The 17,030-nt window shown below is 65.9% G+C and carries 14 protein-coding genes; 3 read left to right on the plus strand and 11 right to left on the minus strand.

All coding sequences use genetic code 11. The features are described 5' to 3' along the window. Position 1 precedes the first annotated feature (1 nt). Genes MKW15_RS14490 through MKW15_RS14505 form a run of 4 tightly spaced genes read right to left on the minus strand, consistent with a single transcriptional unit; the run spans position 2 to position 4,386 of the window. On the minus strand, positions 2-859 hold the full coding sequence (locus MKW15_RS14490) for a short-chain dehydrogenase/reductase (RefSeq protein ID WP_240859400.1): 858 nt from the start codon (positions 857-859) through the stop codon (positions 2-4). Beyond that, positions 856-2,397 carry a flavin-containing monooxygenase gene (locus tag MKW15_RS14495; RefSeq protein ID WP_240859402.1) on the minus strand — a complete coding sequence of 514 codons (1,542 nt, stop codon included), beginning with the start codon at positions 2,395-2,397 and terminating at the stop codon, positions 856-858. The genes MKW15_RS14490 and MKW15_RS14495 overlap by 4 nt, the downstream gene beginning before the upstream one ends. A 10-nt stretch (positions 2,398-2,407) precedes the next feature. Then, positions 2,408-3,472, minus strand: coding sequence for a PDR/VanB family oxidoreductase (locus MKW15_RS14500; RefSeq protein ID WP_240859405.1), 1,065 nt, complete (start codon positions 3,470-3,472; stop codon positions 2,408-2,410). Continuing rightward, entirely contained in the window at positions 3,469-4,386 is a 918-nt protein-coding gene (locus MKW15_RS14505) for a metal-dependent hydrolase (RefSeq protein ID WP_240859408.1), read from the minus strand. Before MKW15_RS14505 ends, MKW15_RS14500 begins: the two co-directional genes overlap by 4 nt. Positions 4,387-4,471: 85 nt before the next feature. On the opposite strand from MKW15_RS14505, the gene MKW15_RS14510 reads away from it, so the two are divergent. Then, positions 4,472-5,077, plus strand: coding sequence for a TetR/AcrR family transcriptional regulator (locus MKW15_RS14510; RefSeq protein WP_240859410.1), 606 nt, complete (start codon positions 4,472-4,474; stop codon positions 5,075-5,077). A gap of 496 nt (positions 5,078-5,573) precedes the next feature. Here the strand turns inward: MKW15_RS14510 and MKW15_RS14515 are convergent, their stop codons facing one another. After that, positions 5,574-7,319, minus strand: a complete 1,746-nt coding sequence (locus MKW15_RS14515) for an alpha/beta hydrolase (protein ID WP_240859412.1) — start codon at positions 7,317-7,319, stop codon at positions 5,574-5,576. Between the two features lie 112 nt (positions 7,320-7,431). Between MKW15_RS14515 and MKW15_RS14520 the strand changes: the two genes are divergently transcribed. After that, the gene (locus MKW15_RS14520; protein ID WP_240859414.1) at positions 7,432-8,145 is read left to right on the plus strand and encodes a CPBP family intramembrane glutamic endopeptidase; all 714 of its coding nucleotides are present in this window, start codon (positions 7,432-7,434) and stop codon (positions 8,143-8,145) included. On the opposite strand, the gene MKW15_RS14525 is transcribed toward MKW15_RS14520, so the two are convergent. Next, positions 8,142-9,533 carry an MFS transporter gene (locus MKW15_RS14525; RefSeq protein WP_240859415.1) on the minus strand — a complete coding sequence of 464 codons (1,392 nt, stop codon included), beginning with the start codon at positions 9,531-9,533 and terminating at the stop codon, positions 8,142-8,144. The genes MKW15_RS14520 and MKW15_RS14525 overlap by 4 nt on opposite strands. 93 nt (positions 9,534-9,626) lie before the next feature. Continuing rightward, positions 9,627-10,385 carry a GntR family transcriptional regulator gene (locus MKW15_RS14530; RefSeq protein WP_374247204.1) on the minus strand — a complete coding sequence of 253 codons (759 nt, stop codon included), beginning with the start codon at positions 10,383-10,385 and terminating at the stop codon, positions 9,627-9,629. A gap of 139 nt (positions 10,386-10,524) precedes the next feature. On the opposite strand from MKW15_RS14530, the gene MKW15_RS14535 reads away from it, so the two are divergent. After that, the gene (locus MKW15_RS14535) at positions 10,525-11,049 is read left to right on the plus strand and encodes a flavodoxin domain-containing protein (protein ID WP_240859419.1); all 525 of its coding nucleotides are present in this window, start codon (positions 10,525-10,527) and stop codon (positions 11,047-11,049) included. Here the strand turns inward: MKW15_RS14535 and MKW15_RS14540 are convergent. The 4 genes from MKW15_RS14540 to kdpB are packed head-to-tail and all read right to left on the minus strand — an operon-like array spanning position 11,028 to position 17,029. Then, the gene (locus tag MKW15_RS14540; protein WP_240859421.1) at positions 11,028-11,723 is read right to left on the minus strand and encodes a response regulator; all 696 of its coding nucleotides are present in this window, start codon (positions 11,721-11,723) and stop codon (positions 11,028-11,030) included. The genes MKW15_RS14535 and MKW15_RS14540 overlap by 22 nt on opposite strands. Then, positions 11,720-14,239: a sensor histidine kinase gene (locus MKW15_RS14545; protein ID WP_240859422.1), complete on the minus strand. Its 2,520-nt coding sequence runs from the start codon at positions 14,237-14,239 to the stop codon at positions 11,720-11,722. The genes MKW15_RS14540 and MKW15_RS14545 overlap by 4 nt, the downstream gene beginning before the upstream one ends. Positions 14,240-14,264: 25 nt before the next feature. Next, complete coding sequence (locus tag MKW15_RS14550; RefSeq protein WP_240859425.1) at positions 14,265-14,894, minus strand: potassium-transporting ATPase subunit C; 630 nt, start codon at positions 14,892-14,894, stop codon at positions 14,265-14,267. Positions 14,895-14,899: 5 nt separating this feature from the next. Further along, positions 14,900-17,029: a potassium-transporting ATPase subunit KdpB gene (gene kdpB / locus MKW15_RS14555; protein ID WP_374247215.1), complete on the minus strand. Its 2,130-nt coding sequence runs from the start codon at positions 17,027-17,029 to the stop codon at positions 14,900-14,902. Position 17,030: the final 1 nt, after the last annotated feature.

Raw genomic sequence — 17,030 nt, forward strand, 5'->3', positions numbered from 1 at the left:
GTCACCTCCCCGGAGCGCCACCGGAGCGCTCCTCCAATCGCACTATGAGATCACGAATACCTTTGTCCCGTTCCAACTTCAGATCGAGAACCGGGTTGATCAGTCCGCGCAGAACCGAATACGCCGTCCACTGCCGCGGCGCGATGACCCTCGCCCGCCGATTCGCAACCGCGCCGACGATCGCCCCGGCGGCCTGCTCCGCGGTGATCCGACGGTTGAGCGGCCAGGGCAGTTCCGCCCCGATCTCCCGGCCCAGTTCGTCGTCGTCGAGCGTTGCACGGGTCAAAGCGGTTTCGACGATCCCGAAGTAGGCCACACCGGCCGACGCGTCGTGCGCCGCCAGTTCGATCCGCAACGCTCGGCCCAGCTGTTCCACACCGGCTTTGCTGATCATGTACGCCGATCCGCCCATGCCGGGCGCGAACGCGGCGCACGACCCGATGACCTGAATATGCCCGCGCGCGGCGATGACCGCTTCGATTCCCGCACGCACCGTGTTGAACGCGCCGAGCAGGTTGACGTCGATGACGCGTCCGAAGGCCTCCGGGTCGACGGTGCGCAAGGTCGCGGGCGGCGGCGTGATGCCCGCGTTCGCGACGACGTAGTCGAGGCGACCGAACTCTCCGACGGCCTTTCCGACCGCTTCCTCCATCGAACTCAGCGCTCGCACATCCGCTTCCACCGCCAGCGCTCGAACGTCACCCAATCCTGAGACGGCCTTGTCGAGGCGGGCAGCGTACAGGTCCACGAGAACGACCGCCGCACCGCGCTCTGCGAACAGTCGCGCGGTCTCGAAGCCGATACCTTGTGCGGCACCGGTGATCAGCGCGACCTTGCCGTCGAACCGCTGCGTGCTCATCGGCTCACCAGTGCCCGGCCCTGCTCATCGACTGTTCGGGGACGTCCCGGAAGCCGAAGAGCGAAGTCCCCCAGTCGGAGGTGGCGCATCCGATGCCGAAGTGTAAAGGCGTATCCGGGCCAGAAGGTGAAGTTTCGGCCCGACGCGCTCAGGTAGTAACTGCTGCACCCGCCCTGATTCCACACCGAGTTCTTCAGTCCCTCGTCCACCTCGTCGACGTAGTCCCGCTGTGCCTGCGGGGTCACGTCGAGACTTCGAATACTTCTGTCGCGCATTGCCTTCAGTGTCTCGAGGATGAAGTCGACCTGCGCTTCGATGGTGACCACCTGCGAGGTGTACACCACGGAGTTGGGTCCGAGGATCATGAACATGTTGGGGAACCCGCTGACCATGGTGCCGAGGTAGGCCCGCATCTCCCCTTCCCACACGTCGGCGAGACTCCGACCATCGATCCCACGAATTCGTGTGAACCCCTCATTGGCAACGAGTTTGAACCCGGTACCGAAGATGATGGCGTCGACGCGGTGCTCGGTGCCGTCCGCGGTCACGACACCGTCGGCACTCACCTTCTCGATGCCCGACGTCACGACCTCCGAGTTCGACGCGGCCAGCGCCGGATAGTAGGTGTTGGAGAAGGTCGGCCGTTTACAACCGAACGCATAGGTCGGGGTGAGCTTGCCGCGCAACGTCGTGTCGCGCACCTGGCGTCGCAGATGCGCCCGCCCCAGCGCAGCCGCCGGCTTCAGCAGCGACGGCCGCTGCACCAGTCCCGGGACCAGCATCTCCTGCACCAGATTGAACGCGCTTCGGACGCCGCGCTGCGTGATCGGCGCGCGCCGGAACAGCTTCCGTACGCGCGGACTCAGCGGCCGATCGGGATGCGGAAGAATCCACGTCGGGGTGCGCTGGAACAGCGTGAGCGAGGCCACCTTCGGCTGGATCTGCGGGACGAACTGCACGGCCGACGCCCCGGTTCCGATGACCGCCACCGATTTACCGTCGAGGTCGTAGTCGTGATCCCACTGCGCCGAATGGAAGGTCCGGCCGGAGAAGTCCTCCAACCCCGGCAACGACGGCACCGACGGCTCGCTGAACGGTCCGGTGGCCAGCAGCAGGATTGTTGCCGTGCACACGGATTCGTTGCCCAGCCGGTCACGAACCACGAGCCGCCACACTTGCGCCAGATCGTCCCAGTCCGCGGCGATCACGTCGTGACCCAACCGCACATGCGGCGTGATGCCCCGCTCGTCGGCGCAACGTCGAATGTAGGTCTGGATCTCCTCCTGCAGCGGGTAGAGCCGCGTCCACTCGGGGTTGGGGGCAAAGGAGAACGAGTACAGCGCCGACGGGATGTCGCATTGCGCACCTGGATACGTGTTGGCCTGCCAAGTGCCGCCCAGCGCGTCGGCGCGTTCGAAGATCACCAGGTCGCCGAAGCCGGCTTCCTTCAGTCGGATCGCCGCACCGATGCCGCCGAATCCGCCGCCGACGATCGCGACACCGATGTGTTCGGATGCGTTCGGATCGATTGTGTTCACTTGATTCCCTTCACAGATCGAGGACGACGCGGTCCTCGGCGCGAGATACGCAGATCATCATGGAGTCTTCCCGTTCGTCACCGATCAGCACGCGGTCGCGATGCTCCACGTCACCGTCGAGCACGCGCACTCGACAGGCCCCGCAGAAGCCCTGCTGACAGGAGTACCGCACATCCGGTTTCACCCGGCGGACCGCGGCGAGGACCGTCTCGTCGGCGGCGACCTCGACATCGAGCGCGCTGCGATCGAGGCGCACGGTGAACGGGGTGCCGCCGAGAACCGGTGGCGGGCTGAAACGTTCGCTGTGCAGCTCCACCAGCGGGCCCGTGACGGCACGGAATGCGTCCAGCATCGCCGATGGCCCGCAGAGGTACACCGAGCCGTCCGACCCGACATCGGCGAGCAGCTCGTCGACGTTGGGCCGGCCGTACTCATCGTCGGGCCGGACCTGTACTCGCGCTTCGTCGATAGCGACCAGTTCGTCGACGAATGGCATCGACGATCGGGTGGCGCCCGTGTAGATGAGACGCCAATCGGCACCCGCCGCGGCCGCCGCGCGCACCATCGGCAGGATCGGCGTGATGCCGATGCCGCCGGCGACAAACAGGTAGCCCGGCGCGGGGGCGAAGTTGAAGGCGTTGCGCGGTCCGCGGATTCGCACCATGTCGCCGACGCGCAGGTCGTGCATCTCCACCGAGCCGGTGCCGTCGGGTAGCTTGCGGACCGCTATGCGATAGGTGTCGACGTCGGCCGGATCGCCGGTGAGCGAATAGTGGCGCTGGCGTCCCGACGGCGTGAAGACGTCGAGGTGTGCTCCCGGTGACCACCGCGGCAGCGGTGTCCGATCCGGGCGCGCCAGGGTGATGGCGCGGACGTTGTCGGCGACCTCGACGGTGTCCGACACCATCAGACGCAGGTCGAAACCGGTATGGCGGATCTGCGCGGGGGGCGAAAGCCGTTCAGCGAAACGGCTTTCCGCAAAGACCCGGGAGTAGCCGCGGGCAATCCGGCCCATGGCGTGCAGGACGGGCGTCGGGTTCTCGACATCCGTCATCGGTGCGGGCAGATAGTTCACGCCTCCGCCGCCCGTGCCGCAGGCGAATGTGCCAGGTAGCGAACGGCCTTGCCGATGTCGCCCATCCGCGAAGGGTGGAAGCCCGGGCGCAGGTACAGGTAGATCTGCACGAACAGGAACGACAGACCCGGGATGAGGTGTCGGCGCGAGGCCCGCGCGAACGCCCACGGCCAGGGGCGACGGCGCTTCACCGTCGTGTCGTTGCGATACAGGTAGGCCGCGGTGGAGAACCAGAGCAGAGCGAGACCGCTGCAGGCGATCACGGCCGTGCGAGCCCGTCGGAGATAGCTGCCGTCGACATACTGGAAGGCGTCGAAGGCCACATTGCGGTGTTCGAGTTCTTCGGCACCGTGCCAGCGCAGGAGATCGAGCATCGTCGGATCGACGCCGACGCGGTCGAATTCCTCGTTGTCCAGAATCCACTCGCCGACCACTGCGGTGAAGTGCTCGGCGGCCGCATACACACCGAGGCGCTCGGAAAGCCATGCCTTGCGGGCACGTTCGTTGGTGATGCCGTGGTCGCCGAAGATCTTCTGCACCGCGTACTCGATCCGTTGCATGATCGGTTCGATCTCGACGCCGCCGGCCTGCAGGTACTGACGGAAGCCCTCGTGCGACGATGCGTGGGTCGCCTCCTGCCCGACGAAGCCGACGACCTCTTCGCGCAGACGCTCGTCGTCGATGTACTCGAGGGCTTGCGCGAACACGTCGGCCATCGCACGTTCCCCTTCGGGGAGGACGAGGTGCATGACGTTCCAGAAATGCGTGGCGTAGGGCTCGCCGGGAATGTACTCGAGCGGAACCCCGGTCCAGTCGAAACTGACCGGTCGCGCGTTGATCGCGTACTCCTCATCGACATATTCCAGGCTGACGTGTGCAGTACTGACGTCTTTGGGGCTGACGTTCGCGGTCACAGACCGTTCTCCTCTCAGGGCGATGATACGGAGATACATATTACATCTCATTGTTTCACTGTCTAGGGTCCGATAGTCTCGGCTCATGTCTGTTCCCGGTCTGTTCTCGCAGCCGGCCCCGTCCACCGACGATTCGGATCCCATCCTCGACGCGGCCCTCGATGTCTTCGCCGACATCGGTGTCCGGCGCGCCACCGTCGACGAGGTCGCCCAGCGAGCAGGCGTCGGACGGGTGACCGTCTACCGCCGAATCGGCGGCAAGAACGAGATCCTCGCCGCGGTGATGATCCGGGAGTCGCAGCGGCTGTACGCGGCGGTTGGTGCTGCAGCGGCAGCCGCCGACAGCTTCGAGGATCGGGTGGTGCACGCCTTCGCGACCACGGTGACCACGGTGCGCTCCAACCGGGTGTGGAATCGGCTGCTCGAACTCGAGGCCACCACGGTCCTCGACCAGCTCACCGTGAACGCGTCGACCGTGCTCGCCGGTGCGGTGGCCGCCACCGCCGAGGTCCTGCGCGGACCCGACATGTCCCTCGACGACGACGAACTACTCGCCCGAGCCGAGATCCTGGTGCGCATCACCCATTCGATCCTGCTGACGCCTCGCATCCGCCTGCCGCTCGGCACCTACGAGGATGTCGAGGCCTTCGCGCGCCGGCACCTGGTCCCCATCGCCGCGCTGCCGACGTGAGCTCCCCACCGCTCACCGCTCCTAGTTCGGTGACTAGCGCTCTGACCTGCACATAAGCGTCCACCACCCCACGCTCTCGGAGGTGCCCGAGGCGTCAGCCGAAGGGATGCCTCGAAGGCAGGCGAACGGGCCACGTCAGCGAGCCACCGGACCACTGAAAGTAGGGGAAGGTTCTTCCCCTACTTTCTGCCCCTGCTTGTTGAGTCGCCCGCGAGAAAACTCGCGGGGAGGACTCCAAGGGTAGGGGACGAGTTTCTTCCCCTATTTTCTTGTGGGTCATAGCCGCCGCGTCCCGCTCGACGGCGCTCTTCCTGCGTCCATGATCGTCGGCAAGGCCGACGGAGGGTCGCTGATCCACAAATGCCCATTTGCCCCGGTCACGACGCCACCCCGTGGCCGCAACACTGAGGTGCGAGGAGCGCTAGCGATTCGCTAGCGGCGAGCAGGCTCGCACCTGAGCCAGCGGGAGAGGCTCGCACAGCCGGCGGCAGGGAATCTAATCCCGGCTCAGGTACGGAAGCAGCGCTTGGGTTTTCGCATCGGACCAGCCGGGCGGATTCAGGATCTTCGACCACGCGTACGGGATGGCCGAGAGATAGTCGTGGCCGTGACCGTCGGGCACGCCCGTGGACACCGCCATGTCGGCAGAGACCTGGAGGAAGGTCACGAACGGAATCCACTGCATCGAGCTCAGCACGTCGCGCCCGCGCGGCTCGGAGAGCCAGTCGGGTTTGTTCAGGATGAGCCGCGGCGACCACCAGGTGATGGGGTCGCTGGCGTGCTGCAGGTAGACGATGCGTTTCGCCTCCCACTCGGTGGCGGGACGTCCGAGATCGGTCTCGTCGGCGATGAAGCGGACCTTCTCGCCGTTCTCATAGATGGGCATCACCTGAGGTGAGCCGGCATCGCGCTGGCGTGTGGTGTCGTTCCACAGCGTGTTGTTGAAGGTCGGGCCGGAGAACAGTGCGCCGTCGGTGCGCGCGGCGACGTCCGGGATGGTGCCGAACGGGGCCTCCCCGGCGAACGAGCCGAGACTCTCGCCGAAGACCACCAGCTTGGGCCTGGTCTGCTCGGGCATCGCCTGCACGCGATCGGAGATCGCCTCGAACAGCGCGAGCCCGGCCTGGCGGGCACGTTCCTTGTCGACGAGGAACGAGATCCAGCTCGGGAGGTAGGAGTACTGCATCGCAGCGATCGCGGTGTTGCCGTTGTACATGTACTCGAGGCTGTCGACGGTGCCCTTGTTCACCCATCCGCTGCCCGTGGTGGATCCGACCGCCACCACCGCACGCTGCAGTCCACCGGTGCGTTCGAGTTCACGCGCCACCAGCTGGGCGTTCTCCTTCACGGAGTCGGTGGACTCCAGCCCTGCGTACACCCGGATCGGTTCCATTGCCGGCGCTCCGTTGAACGCCGCGAGTTCGGCCTGCGTCGGCCCCTTGGAGATGAACACCCGACCCTCACGCCCGAGGGATTCCCAGGTGACCAGCGAACCGGGTCCGCCGGATCGCAGCGACGACGTCGGCGCCACCGAATCCGGTTTCGTCTCGTCGTTGGCGGCGGCGAATGACGCGTTCAGCGCCTGCATACCGTAATTGGCGATCACGCCGTTGAGTGCGAAGAAGGTGACCAGGACGACGACAAACGCCGCGGTCGCGGCCGAGATACGGGGAGGCACGAAGCGAGTCAGCCAGCGGCTCAACGCGCGCACGCCGGCACCCCACGCCTGACCGATCGACATCAGCAAGACGAACGTGAAGAACGTGACAAGTGTGACGATCGGGACCGCGGTCCAATCCAACCGTACGACGCCCATCAGATCGCGAATCTCGTTCTGCCAGTGATTGAACCAGAGAAACATCACCACCGTGCCGACCAGTGCGACCACCGCCAGGACCAACCATGCCCACCGGGGCGGACGCGGCCACGGCTCCTCGCGGGACACCAGGTAGCGCGCCAGCCAGGTGAAGAACACGACCACGCCGTAACCGATCGCGGCCGACCCGCCACTGATCAGCCCTTGAAACAGCGGCCCACGGGGCAGCAACGACGGAGTGGCCGAAAGCCACATGAACACCAGCGCGCCGATCATGCCGCCGAATGCGTACCGGTGCAGCTGGCGATGCAAGGCCCCGGACAGGCGGTCACGGCGGCCCGGTTTGATCGAATCCGCAGCGGCGTCGGACGCGGCCGCGTCCTCCGGCACGGTCTCGTCGGTGTCGACGGCCGAGTCACTCGTCATGCGAACCCCCAGTTATGTGGCGTACGGGCTCGCATCCTATCTGTACCCGGCACAATCGAGCGGTGTCGGCCCACTTCGGGCGACGAACGGACAACGACAGACAGGTTCGGGGATGGATGAGGGTAGGCGGCGCCTCGAGGGTGTGCTGGTCGTTGTCGCGATCCTCATCGCCCTCACCGCTGCCGATCTGCTCGCGCACTACTCGCACGCCCCCATCTCATACTTCGTGGTGCCGGCAACCGCCCTGCTTCTGGTGGCTACCGCACGCGTCGCCGGACTGACCTGGACGGATCTGGGGCTGTCGAGGAAGCAGCTGAGCAACGGCATCGCCTACGCGCTCGCCGCGATCATCGTGGTGGGCGCAATCGTCTCGGTCGCCGTCGCGGTTCCCGCGAGCCGCGACTTCTTCATGTCCGACCGGTACGCCGACCCCTCCGACGCCCTGTTTGCCGCATTCATCGTCATCCCGCTGCAGACGGTGATTCCGGAGGAGCTGATCTTCCGGGGCGTGCTGCAGGGCACGCTGATGAGATTCTTCGCCACGCGAGTGGCGCTCACCATCGGTGCGGTGGCCTTCGGGTTGTGGCACCTCACGTCGTCACTCGGCCTGACTGCAGGCAACGAGGGGCTCTCCGACACGCTCGGCAGCGGAACGTTCGGGCAGATCGCCGGCGTCGTGGGCGCGGTGGTCGCGACGACGCTCGCCGGCTTCGCCTTCGGCTGGCTGCGCATGCGCAGCGACAGCCTGCTCGCCCCGGTGGCGTTGCACTGGGCACTCAACGCCACCGGCGCGATCGGCGTTGCCGTCGCCTGGCACCTCGGTTAGGACGCGCTGACCTTGTCACCCGCCAGCTCGTGAAAGTCGTTCTCCCGGCTGGGGATCTGGGTGCCACGAATCGAACAGCCCGCGGTTTCCTTCAGGAATCGAAGGGCCACCATGCCGATGGCGCAGGCCGCCATCATGTACACCGCCGGGAACAGACTCCACCCGGTCACCGTGATCACCCAGTCGTTGACGAGCGGTGCGGTACCACCGAATGCCGCCGTCGCGACGTTGTAGGAGATCGCGAAACCCGCGTAGCGCACCTGGGTGGGGAACATCGCCGGGAAGGTCGCCGAGATCGTCGACAACTGCGGGATGTACAGCAGCCCCAGAATGACGAATCCGACTATGGCCCAAGCGAATCCCAACCCCATCAACCAGTAGAGCGGCACAGCCAGCACGAACAGTCCGATCAGCGAACCCCACCACATCGGCTTGCGCCCGGTCGTATCCGACCACCGCCCGAAGAACGGGATCATCACCATCATCACCAACTGGCCGATCAGCACGACGACGTTGGCGGTGGTATCCGTCAGTCCGATCGTGCTCTTCAGGTACGTCGGCTGATAGGAGAGCAAGGTGTAGTTGGCGACGTTCAGCGCGATCACCATGCCGAACATGATGATGATCGGGCGCCAGTAGTTCGTCAGCAGATCCTTGAATCGGGTCCACGCGGTGCCCACGATCTCGTCTTCACGTTCGAGTTCCTGGAAGACCGGCGTGTCCTCCATCTGGGACCGCAGATACAGGCCGATCAGGCCCATCGGCAGCGCGAGCAGGAACGGGATACGCCAACCCCAGTCGTACATCTGGTCGTCGGTGAGCGCGAGTTCGAGGATCAACACCAGTGCGGTACCGGTGCAGAAGCCGGCGAGGGTGCCGAACTCGAGGAAGGAGCCGTACTTTCCGCGCTTGTGGTCCGGCGCATACTCGGCCATGAACGTTGCCGCGCCCCCGTATTCGCCGCCGGTGGAGAACCCCTGTACGACGCGCAGGAGGATCAGCAGAATGGGAGCCCACACCCCGATCATCGCGTGCGAGGGCAGGACACCGATGAGTGCGGTGGCTACCGATATCAACAGAATCGTCAGTGCAAGAACGGATTTCCTCCCGATCCGGTCACCGATGGGACCCCACACCATGCCGCCCAAGGGGCGTAGCGCGAAGGAGATCGCGAAACCGAGCATGGTGAGCACGGTGCCCCATTCGCCGGGGAAGAAGGCCGCCGTCAGATAGGTGACGCTGACGCCGTAGACGCCGTAGTCGTACCACTCCGTTGCGTTACCGATCGCCGATGCGCCAATTGCTTTGCTGAGTAGTTTCTTTCCCTCCGGCGACTCCGGGTCGGGAGCCAGACTCTCGTAGGTGTCCGGTGAAGATACTGCAGCCATCTGTGCCTCCTGAAGATCGTTCGGCCAGTTGTTTCTCGAGTGTGTTCACATCGGTGGACACGAGAACCCCGTTCGATACGACCAGGCTGCTTCTCAACCTGCGTCAGCGGTGTCCCGACCGTCGTCTTCGTCACCGATCAGACGCCGCAGACCGTCGGCCATGTGCGCGATCATCAGCGTGTCGGCCGCGGGCACGTCGCCGGCGGCAATGGCGTCCACCAACGCCTGATGTTCGTCGATCCGTTCCTTTCCCGAGGAATAGGTTCCTCGCATGGCCCGCAAGCACATTCGTGTCTCCACGCGAATCGTCTCGTGCAGACGCGAAAGGCGCTTGCTCCCGGCCAGTTCCACCAGCTCCTGGTGAAAGTGCATGTCCGCCTCGGCCATTCCAGCACCGTTGGGCTCGTCCGCGAACGCACGCATGGCCTCGACCGCCTCGGTCAACACCGACACCGCATCGGATTCGGCACGCATGATCACCTGCTCGGTGGCCGCACGTTCCACCGCGGTGCGCGCGATGTACATGTCGCGGATGTCGTCGTCGTCCATCGACACCACGAACAACCCGCGGTTGCGATGACTCACCAGCAGGCCTTCTGCGGTGAGTCGCTGCATCGCTTCACGCAGCGGACCCCGACTGACCCCCAGGTCGGCGGCGAGTCCCGACTCGGTGAGTTGTGCACCGGGCAGGAAGTCGCCGTTCGCAATTGCATTGTGCAACTTACGCGCAATGATCGCCGGTGTCGACTCTTGCACCAGCGGTGTCAGCACCCCGCGACGGCTCTGGGCAGAGCGTTCACGCTGGTGAGACGCCGTTCCTTCGCCCGTCCTCGCCACCGTCATCAACCCCATTTCTCGACCCGACAACCGCCTGTCGGTAGATTGTTGACAATCTACCCGCCCGTTGTCGGAGTGACAACCACGTCAGCGTCACGGGAGCCCGGGACGTAGGCCTCTACTCATCTGAAACCGGTGGCGCGACAATGGCGATATGAGCGCAACCGCCCTCGTCGCCTACGCAAGTGCAGACGGGTCGACCGCGGACGTCGCCGAACGTCTGGGCGAGCACCTGCGTAGCGCGGCGATGCACGTGACCGTCGCCTCGGTCGGCGAGCAACCCGACCCAGCGGATTTCGATATCGTCGTCGCAGGCAGCCCCATTCACGACGGTGCGTTGTTGCCGGACTTCACCGGCTTCGTCGACGACAACGCGGCCGCGCTTCGCGAGCGACCGGTGTGGCTGTTCTCGCTCGGCATGGGACCTACTCTCCGAGGACCGGTCGGGGCGATCTTCCGGACAAAGGTTCCGCCTGCTGTCGCCGCCATTCGGGATCGATTGGCCGCACACGACTACCACCCGTTCGCCGGTAGGTTCGGCCGTCCGCCGGATCGCAAGATTCGGATGATCATGTGGGTGATGGGTGCGCGGCCGGGTGACCACCGCGACTGGGCAGATGTCGAGCGATGGGCGACGACCATCGCGCAGCAAGCACCTCAGGACCTGACGAACCGATAGCCCATCCCGGCCTCGGTGAGTAGATGTTTGGGGTGTGCGGGATCGTCCTCGAGCTTGCGACGGAGGCTGGCCAGATACACGCGCAGGTAGTTGGTCTGCGTCCCGTACGACGGTCCCCACACAGACTGCAGGATCTCCTTCTGCCCCACCAGCTTCCCCTCGTGGCGCACCAGGATCTCGAGGATGCCCCATTCCGTCGGCGTCAGGTGGACGGCGGCACCGTCACGTGTCACGGACTTCGCTCCCAGATCGACCACGAACCCGCCAGCGTCGACAACCGGCACCTCCGGCGTATCGGCGAGGACCGACCCCCGCCGTACGGCGGCCCGCAACCGCGCCAGAAACTCCTCCATGCCAAAGGGTTTGGTGACGTAGTCGTCGGCGCCGGCATCGAGGGCGGCCACCTTGTCGGCGGCATCGCTGCGTGCGGACAACACGATGACCGGTACATTGGTCCAGCCTCGCAGCCCCTCCAGCACGGTGAGGCCGTCGATGTCGGGCAGGCCCAGATCGAGGACGACGACCTGCGGATTGGTGCGTGCTGCCGCCGAGAGCGCCTCGGCACCGGTGGCCGCTGTCGTCACGGCAAAGCCACGGGCGTTCAAATTGATACGCAGGGCCCGCAACAACTGGGGTTCGTCGTCGACGACGAGCACCCGGACATGGGCAGTCATGCTTCCACCCCCGTCATCGGCAAGGTGGCGACCATGGTCACACCACCACCGGGGGTTTCGACCACTTCGAGTGTTCCTCCCATCGCGGAGATGAATCCGCGAGCAACCGAAAGCCCCAGCCCCACCCCCGAACTGGCACCATTGCGATCGCCGTACTGGTGGAACGCCGTGAAGATCTCCGCCCGCTGATCCACCGGAATTCCGGGCCCGTGATCGATCACGCTGATCACGCACCGCGGTTCCCCATCACCGGGACCGATTCGGGCGTCGACGGTCACGTCGTCACCGCCGTGCCGCAACGCGTTGTCGATGAGATTCGCGAGGGCCCGCTCGAGCAGTCCGGCGTCGGTATACACCCATGGCTGTTCGAGATTCATCGAGACCGCGGGAACCGACGGATCGCGCCGGTACACCGCCGCCATTGCACGATGCACCACCTCGGCGAGATAGGTCTGCTGCATCTTGGGCCGCACCGCACCCGCCGCGAGCCGCGACGAATCCAGCAGATTCCCGACGAGCGAGGCCAACTGGTCGACGGATTCTTCGACGGTGGCCAGCAACTCCGCGGTGTCCTCGGCGCTGAAGGTGACGTCGGTGCTGCGCAGACTCGACACCGACGCCTTCGCCGCAGCCAGCGGAGTACGCAGGTCGTGGCTGACGGCCGCGAGCAATGCCCGACGCAGTTCGTCGGTCTGCGCCAGCGCGGTGGCCTCGGCCGCCTCGGCCTCGAGTTGGTGACGCTGAACTGCACCCGCGGCCTGGGTGGCGACGCTGATGAGAACCCGTCGGTCGCGTCCGCCGAGTTTCGGCCCGTTGAGCCACAATTCGAAGCGCCCATCCGGAACCGGGCACACGGTCACGGCATCACCTTCGGCGGCGGGCGGATTGGACCCGACCTTCTCGACGATCTCCGGCGAACCGCGGTCTACCCGTCGGACGAGCGAGACACCTTCCTGGTCATAGGTTTCCCGAACGCGTTCGAGTAGCGCCGACACATCCGCGCCACCGAGAACGGCGCTGGAGAACAGCGACAGCAGTTCGGCATCCCGCGTTGCTTGTTGCGCCTGGACGCGTCGAACCGTCGCCGAATCCACGAGTACCGCAACAGCAATGGCGATCACCAGCATCACCAGGATGGTGATGAGGTTGTCGGGCTCGTCGATGGTGAACGTGAATCGAGGATCGGTGAAGAAGTAGTTGAGCAGCAGACCCGACACCACCGCCGACAACGCGGCCGGACCCACGCCGCCCAACATCGACACTGCGAGAACGGTGACGAAGAACAGCGCCGACTCGCTGGCGAAGCCGAGCCACCGGTCCAGGATGGCGAGGACACCGGTCACCGCGATGGGCACCGCCACCGCGGCGGCCCAACTCAGCGGACGGTGAAATCTCGTGTCCCGGATGTCGAGTCGGTTACGACGACGTGTTTCGTCGTGCGTGACCATGTGCACGTCGATGCGCCCCGACTCGCGGACGACCGTCGTGCCGACTCCTTCGTCGAGGATGCGCTGCCACCGCGGCCGACGCGAGGTACCCAGCACCAACTGGGTCGCGTTGACTCCACGCGCGAAATCCAGGAGCGTCGCCGGGATGTCGTCGCCGACGACGGTGTGGATCTTGGCACCGAACCCGGCTGCCAGTTCCCGCAGTGCGGAGATGTCGACCGAGGTCTTGGCGGCCAAACCGTCACCGCGCACGATGTGCACCACCACCAACTCGGCACTCGACCGCGATGCGATGCGGCTGGCCCGACGCAGAAGCGTCGCCGACTCCGGCCCGCCCGTGATCGCCACCACGACCCGCTCGCGCGCCTCCCACGTGTCGGTGATCGAATGTGCCGCACGGTAATCGGCGAGGTTGTCGTCGACCTGATCGGCCAGCCACAGCAACGCCAACTCTCGCAGCGCGGTGAGGTTGCCCTGCCGGAAATAGTTCGACAGCGCACCTTCGATCCGCCCGCCCGGATACACCTTTCCCGCCGCGAGCCGCTGACGCAGCGCCTGCGGGGCGATGTCCACCAGTTCGATCTGGTCGGCGGCCCGGACCACGTCGTCGGGCACGGTCTCCCGCTGGGTGATGCCGGTGATCTGCGCGACCACGTCGTTGAGGCTCTCCAGATGCTGGATGTTGATCGTCGACAGCACGTCGATGCCGGCGTCGCGCAGCGCCTCGATGTCTTGCCAGCGTTTGGCGTTGGCCAACCCGGGCGCATTGGTATGAGCGAGTTCGTCGACCAGCGCCACCTGCGGTTTGCGCGCCAGGACGGCGTCGAGATCCATCTCCTCGAGCACCGTGCCGCGGTAGGAGACGCAGCGCCTCGGTACCACCTCGAATCCGTCGACAAGGTCGGCGGTGGCCACGCGGCCGTGCGATTCGACCACGGCCACAACCACATCCGCACCCTCGTCGACGAGGAGCCGTGCGGTGGCGAGCATCTCGTAGGTCTTGCCGACGCCCGGTGCACACCCCAAGAAGACCTCTAACCGTCCCCTGGCATCACCTGCGTTGGCCATGATCACCAGTGTATGTCTCGAACGGTCACGCCGAGCACGGTGCACGGTGGCCCAGTGCGAGGTTGACTTCGAGAACGTTGACGCGCGCCTGCCCGAGGAAACCGATCGTGCGGCCCTCGGTGTGGTCGTCGACGATCTGCTGCACCTGCGCCGGGGACTTCCCGGTCACGCGAGCGATCCGCGGTACCTGTAGACGTGCGTACTCGGGGCTGATGTGCGGGTCGAGGCCCGATCCCGACCCGGTGACCGCATCCGCCGGAACCGCCGCCGGCGCAACGCCCTCACGCTGGGCGATCTCTGTGCGCCGCGCCTCGATCCATGCCTTGAGGTCCTCGTTGTTCGGTCCCTTGTTGCTCGCCGCCGACGCAGCCGGATCACCGGCCGCCATCGGGTCGTCGGAGGAACCGAGCACCCGGGCATGGAGATTCGGATCAGGCGCTCCCGCAGGAACCTTCGGATCGATGCCGATGAGCGTGGAACCCACCGGGCAGCCGGCGGAATCGGTTACCTGCGAACCGTCGGCGGAGTTGCTCCCGACCCTCGAGACCACCCAGACCGCTGCCGGGTACACCACGCCCAGCAGCAGTGTCAGCGCCAGCAGAATGCCTGCCGCTGCAACGCATTGCCGCACAAAGCCAGATACGAGCGTGTTCATGACCGTTACCCCATTCCCGGGAGAAAGCGCACCACGAGGTCGATCAGCCAGATCCCGATGAACGGGGTGATCACTCCTCCGATGCCATAGACCAGCAGGTTGCGACCGAGCAGCTTCGACGCCGACGACGGGCGGTACCGCACGCCGCGCAACGACAGCGGGATCAGCGCGACGATGATGAGCGCGTTGAAGATCACCGCCGAGGTGATCGCGGATTCCGCCGAGTGCAGCCGCATGATGTTGAGCGCGTCGAGTTGCGGATAGACCGCCGTGAACAGCGCCGGCAAGATGGCGAAGTACTTCGCCAGGTCGTTGGCCAGCGAGAACGTCGTCAGCGCACCGCGGGTGATCAGCAACTGCTTGCCGATGGCCACCACGTCGATCAGCTTGGTCGGGTCCGAATCGAGGTCCACCATGTTGCCGGCTTCCTTGGCCGCCGACGTACCGGAGTTCATCGCGAGCCCGACGTCGGCCTGCGCGAGTGCGGGCGCGTCGTTGGTGCCGTCACCGGTCATCGCGACCAGACGCCCACCCGACTGTTCCTTGCGAATCAAGGCCAGCTTGTCCTCGGGAGTCGCCTCGGCGACGTAATCGTCGACGCCGGCCTCGTCGGCGATGGCGCGCGCGGTCAGCGGGTTGTCGCCGGTGACCATCACGGTCCGGATTCCCATCGCGCGCAGCTGTGCGAAGCGTTGGGCCATACCGGGTTTCACCACGTCCGAGAGCTGGATGACACCCAGCACACGGGCCGGTGCGTCGGCATCGCGAACACCCACCACGAGCGGTGTCCCGCCTTCGCCGGAGATGGCCGCCACCTCGCGGGCCACGGCCGGGTCCACGCGACCGCCGCCGGCCTCGACCCAGCGGCCCAGCGCATCTGCGGCACCCTTGCGGAACTCGCGTACCCCGCCCGACTCGTGGACGTCGATGCCGCTCATGCGGGTTTCCGCGGTGAAGGGCACGATCTCGTACTCCGGATGCAGCCGACGGCGAGCGGCCGCCGCGGTGTCGGGGTCGATCTCGATGACGCCGAAGGACTGCACACACAGGTCGACGATGCTCCGGCCTTCGGGAGTGTCGTCGGCGAGGCTGCAGCGATAGCTGATGTCGGCGAGTTCGGATTTCTCGACGCCGGGTGCCGGCACGATGTCGGTGGCCCGACGGTTGCCGAACGTGATGGTGCCGGTCTTGTCCATCAGCAGCGTGTCGATGTCACCGGCGGCCTCGACCGCACGGCCCGACATCGCGAGCACGTTGCGCTGCACCAACCTGTCCATGCCGGCGATGCCGATGGAGCTCAGCAACGCACCGATCGTCGTCGGGATGAGGCAGACCAGCAGCGCGATCAGCTTGATCGGATCGGCGGACTGGCCCGCGTACTCCTGCATCGGCCCGACCGCGACCACCGCCATCAGGAAGATGATCGTCAGGCTCGTCAGCAGGATGTCCAGTGCGATCTCGTTGGGTGTCTTCTTGCGCGATGCGCCTTCGACGAGGGCGATCATGCGGTCGACGAAGCTCGCCCCCGGCGCGGTCATGATCTTCACGACGATCCGGTCCGAGAGCACCACCGTTCCACCGGTGACCGCAGAGCGGTCGCCACCCGATTCGCGGACGACGGGGGCCGACTCGCCGGTGATGGCCGACTCGTCCACCGTGGCGATACCGTCGACGACGTCACCGTCCCCCGCGATCACCTCACCCGCTTCGACGACGATCAGGTCACCGATGCGCAGCTCTGTCCCGGGCACCTCGGTGGTCGACCCATCCTCCGACAGGCGTCGGGCCATGGTGTCCTGCTTGACCTTACGGAGGCTGTCGGCCTGCGCGCGACCGCGGCCTTCGGCAACCGCCTCGGCCAGATTGGCGAACACGACGGTGAACCAGAGCCAGGCAGCGACCGCCCACGAGAACCAACTCGGTTGCAGCGCAGCGAGAACGGTGGTGACGATCGCGCCCAGGTACACCACGAACATGACCGGGTTGCGGGCCTGGGCACGTGGCGTCAGTTTGCGCGCCGCTTGGGGGAGCGACGAGATCAGTTGGCGTGCATTGAATGCGCCACTGGTGACCAGTTCCTCCCCCGCGTTCGACGAGGTATCAACGCCCGCTTCGTCGGTTGTCTTCTCTTCTATG

Source organism: Gordonia gummivorans, from assembly GCF_022513585.1.
Taxonomy (GTDB): Bacteria; Actinomycetota; Actinomycetes; order Mycobacteriales; family Mycobacteriaceae; genus Gordonia.

Bases quoted from the DNA above. Each gene is read 5' to 3' on its own strand.
- MKW15_RS14490 (WP_240859400.1), bottom strand. From the start codon at position 859: ATGAGCACGCAGCGGTTCGACGGCAAGGTCGCGCTGATCACCGGTGCC.
- MKW15_RS14510 (WP_240859410.1), top strand. From the start codon at position 4,472: ATGTCTGTTCCCGGTCTGTTCTCGCAGCCGGCCCCGTCCACCGACGAT.
- MKW15_RS14515 (WP_240859412.1), bottom strand. From the start codon at position 7,319: ATGACGAGTGACTCGGCCGTCGACACCGACGAGACCGTGCCGGAGGAC.
- MKW15_RS14520 (WP_240859414.1), top strand. From the start codon at position 7,432: ATGGATGAGGGTAGGCGGCGCCTCGAGGGTGTGCTGGTCGTTGTCGCG.
- MKW15_RS14525 (WP_240859415.1), bottom strand. From the start codon at position 9,533: ATGGCTGCAGTATCTTCACCGGACACCTACGAGAGTCTGGCTCCCGAC.
- MKW15_RS14530 (WP_374247204.1), bottom strand. From the start codon at position 10,385: ATGGGGTTGATGACGGTGGCGAGGACGGGCGAAGGAACGGCGTCTCAC.
- MKW15_RS14535 (WP_240859419.1), top strand. From the start codon at position 10,525: ATGAGCGCAACCGCCCTCGTCGCCTACGCAAGTGCAGACGGGTCGACC.
- MKW15_RS14540 (WP_240859421.1), bottom strand. From the start codon at position 11,723: ATGACTGCCCATGTCCGGGTGCTCGTCGTCGACGACGAACCCCAGTTG.
- MKW15_RS14545 (WP_240859422.1), bottom strand. From the start codon at position 14,239: ATGGCCAACGCAGGTGATGCCAGGGGACGGTTAGAGGTCTTCTTGGGG.
- MKW15_RS14550 (WP_240859425.1), bottom strand. From the start codon at position 14,894: ATGAACACGCTCGTATCTGGCTTTGTGCGGCAATGCGTTGCAGCGGCA.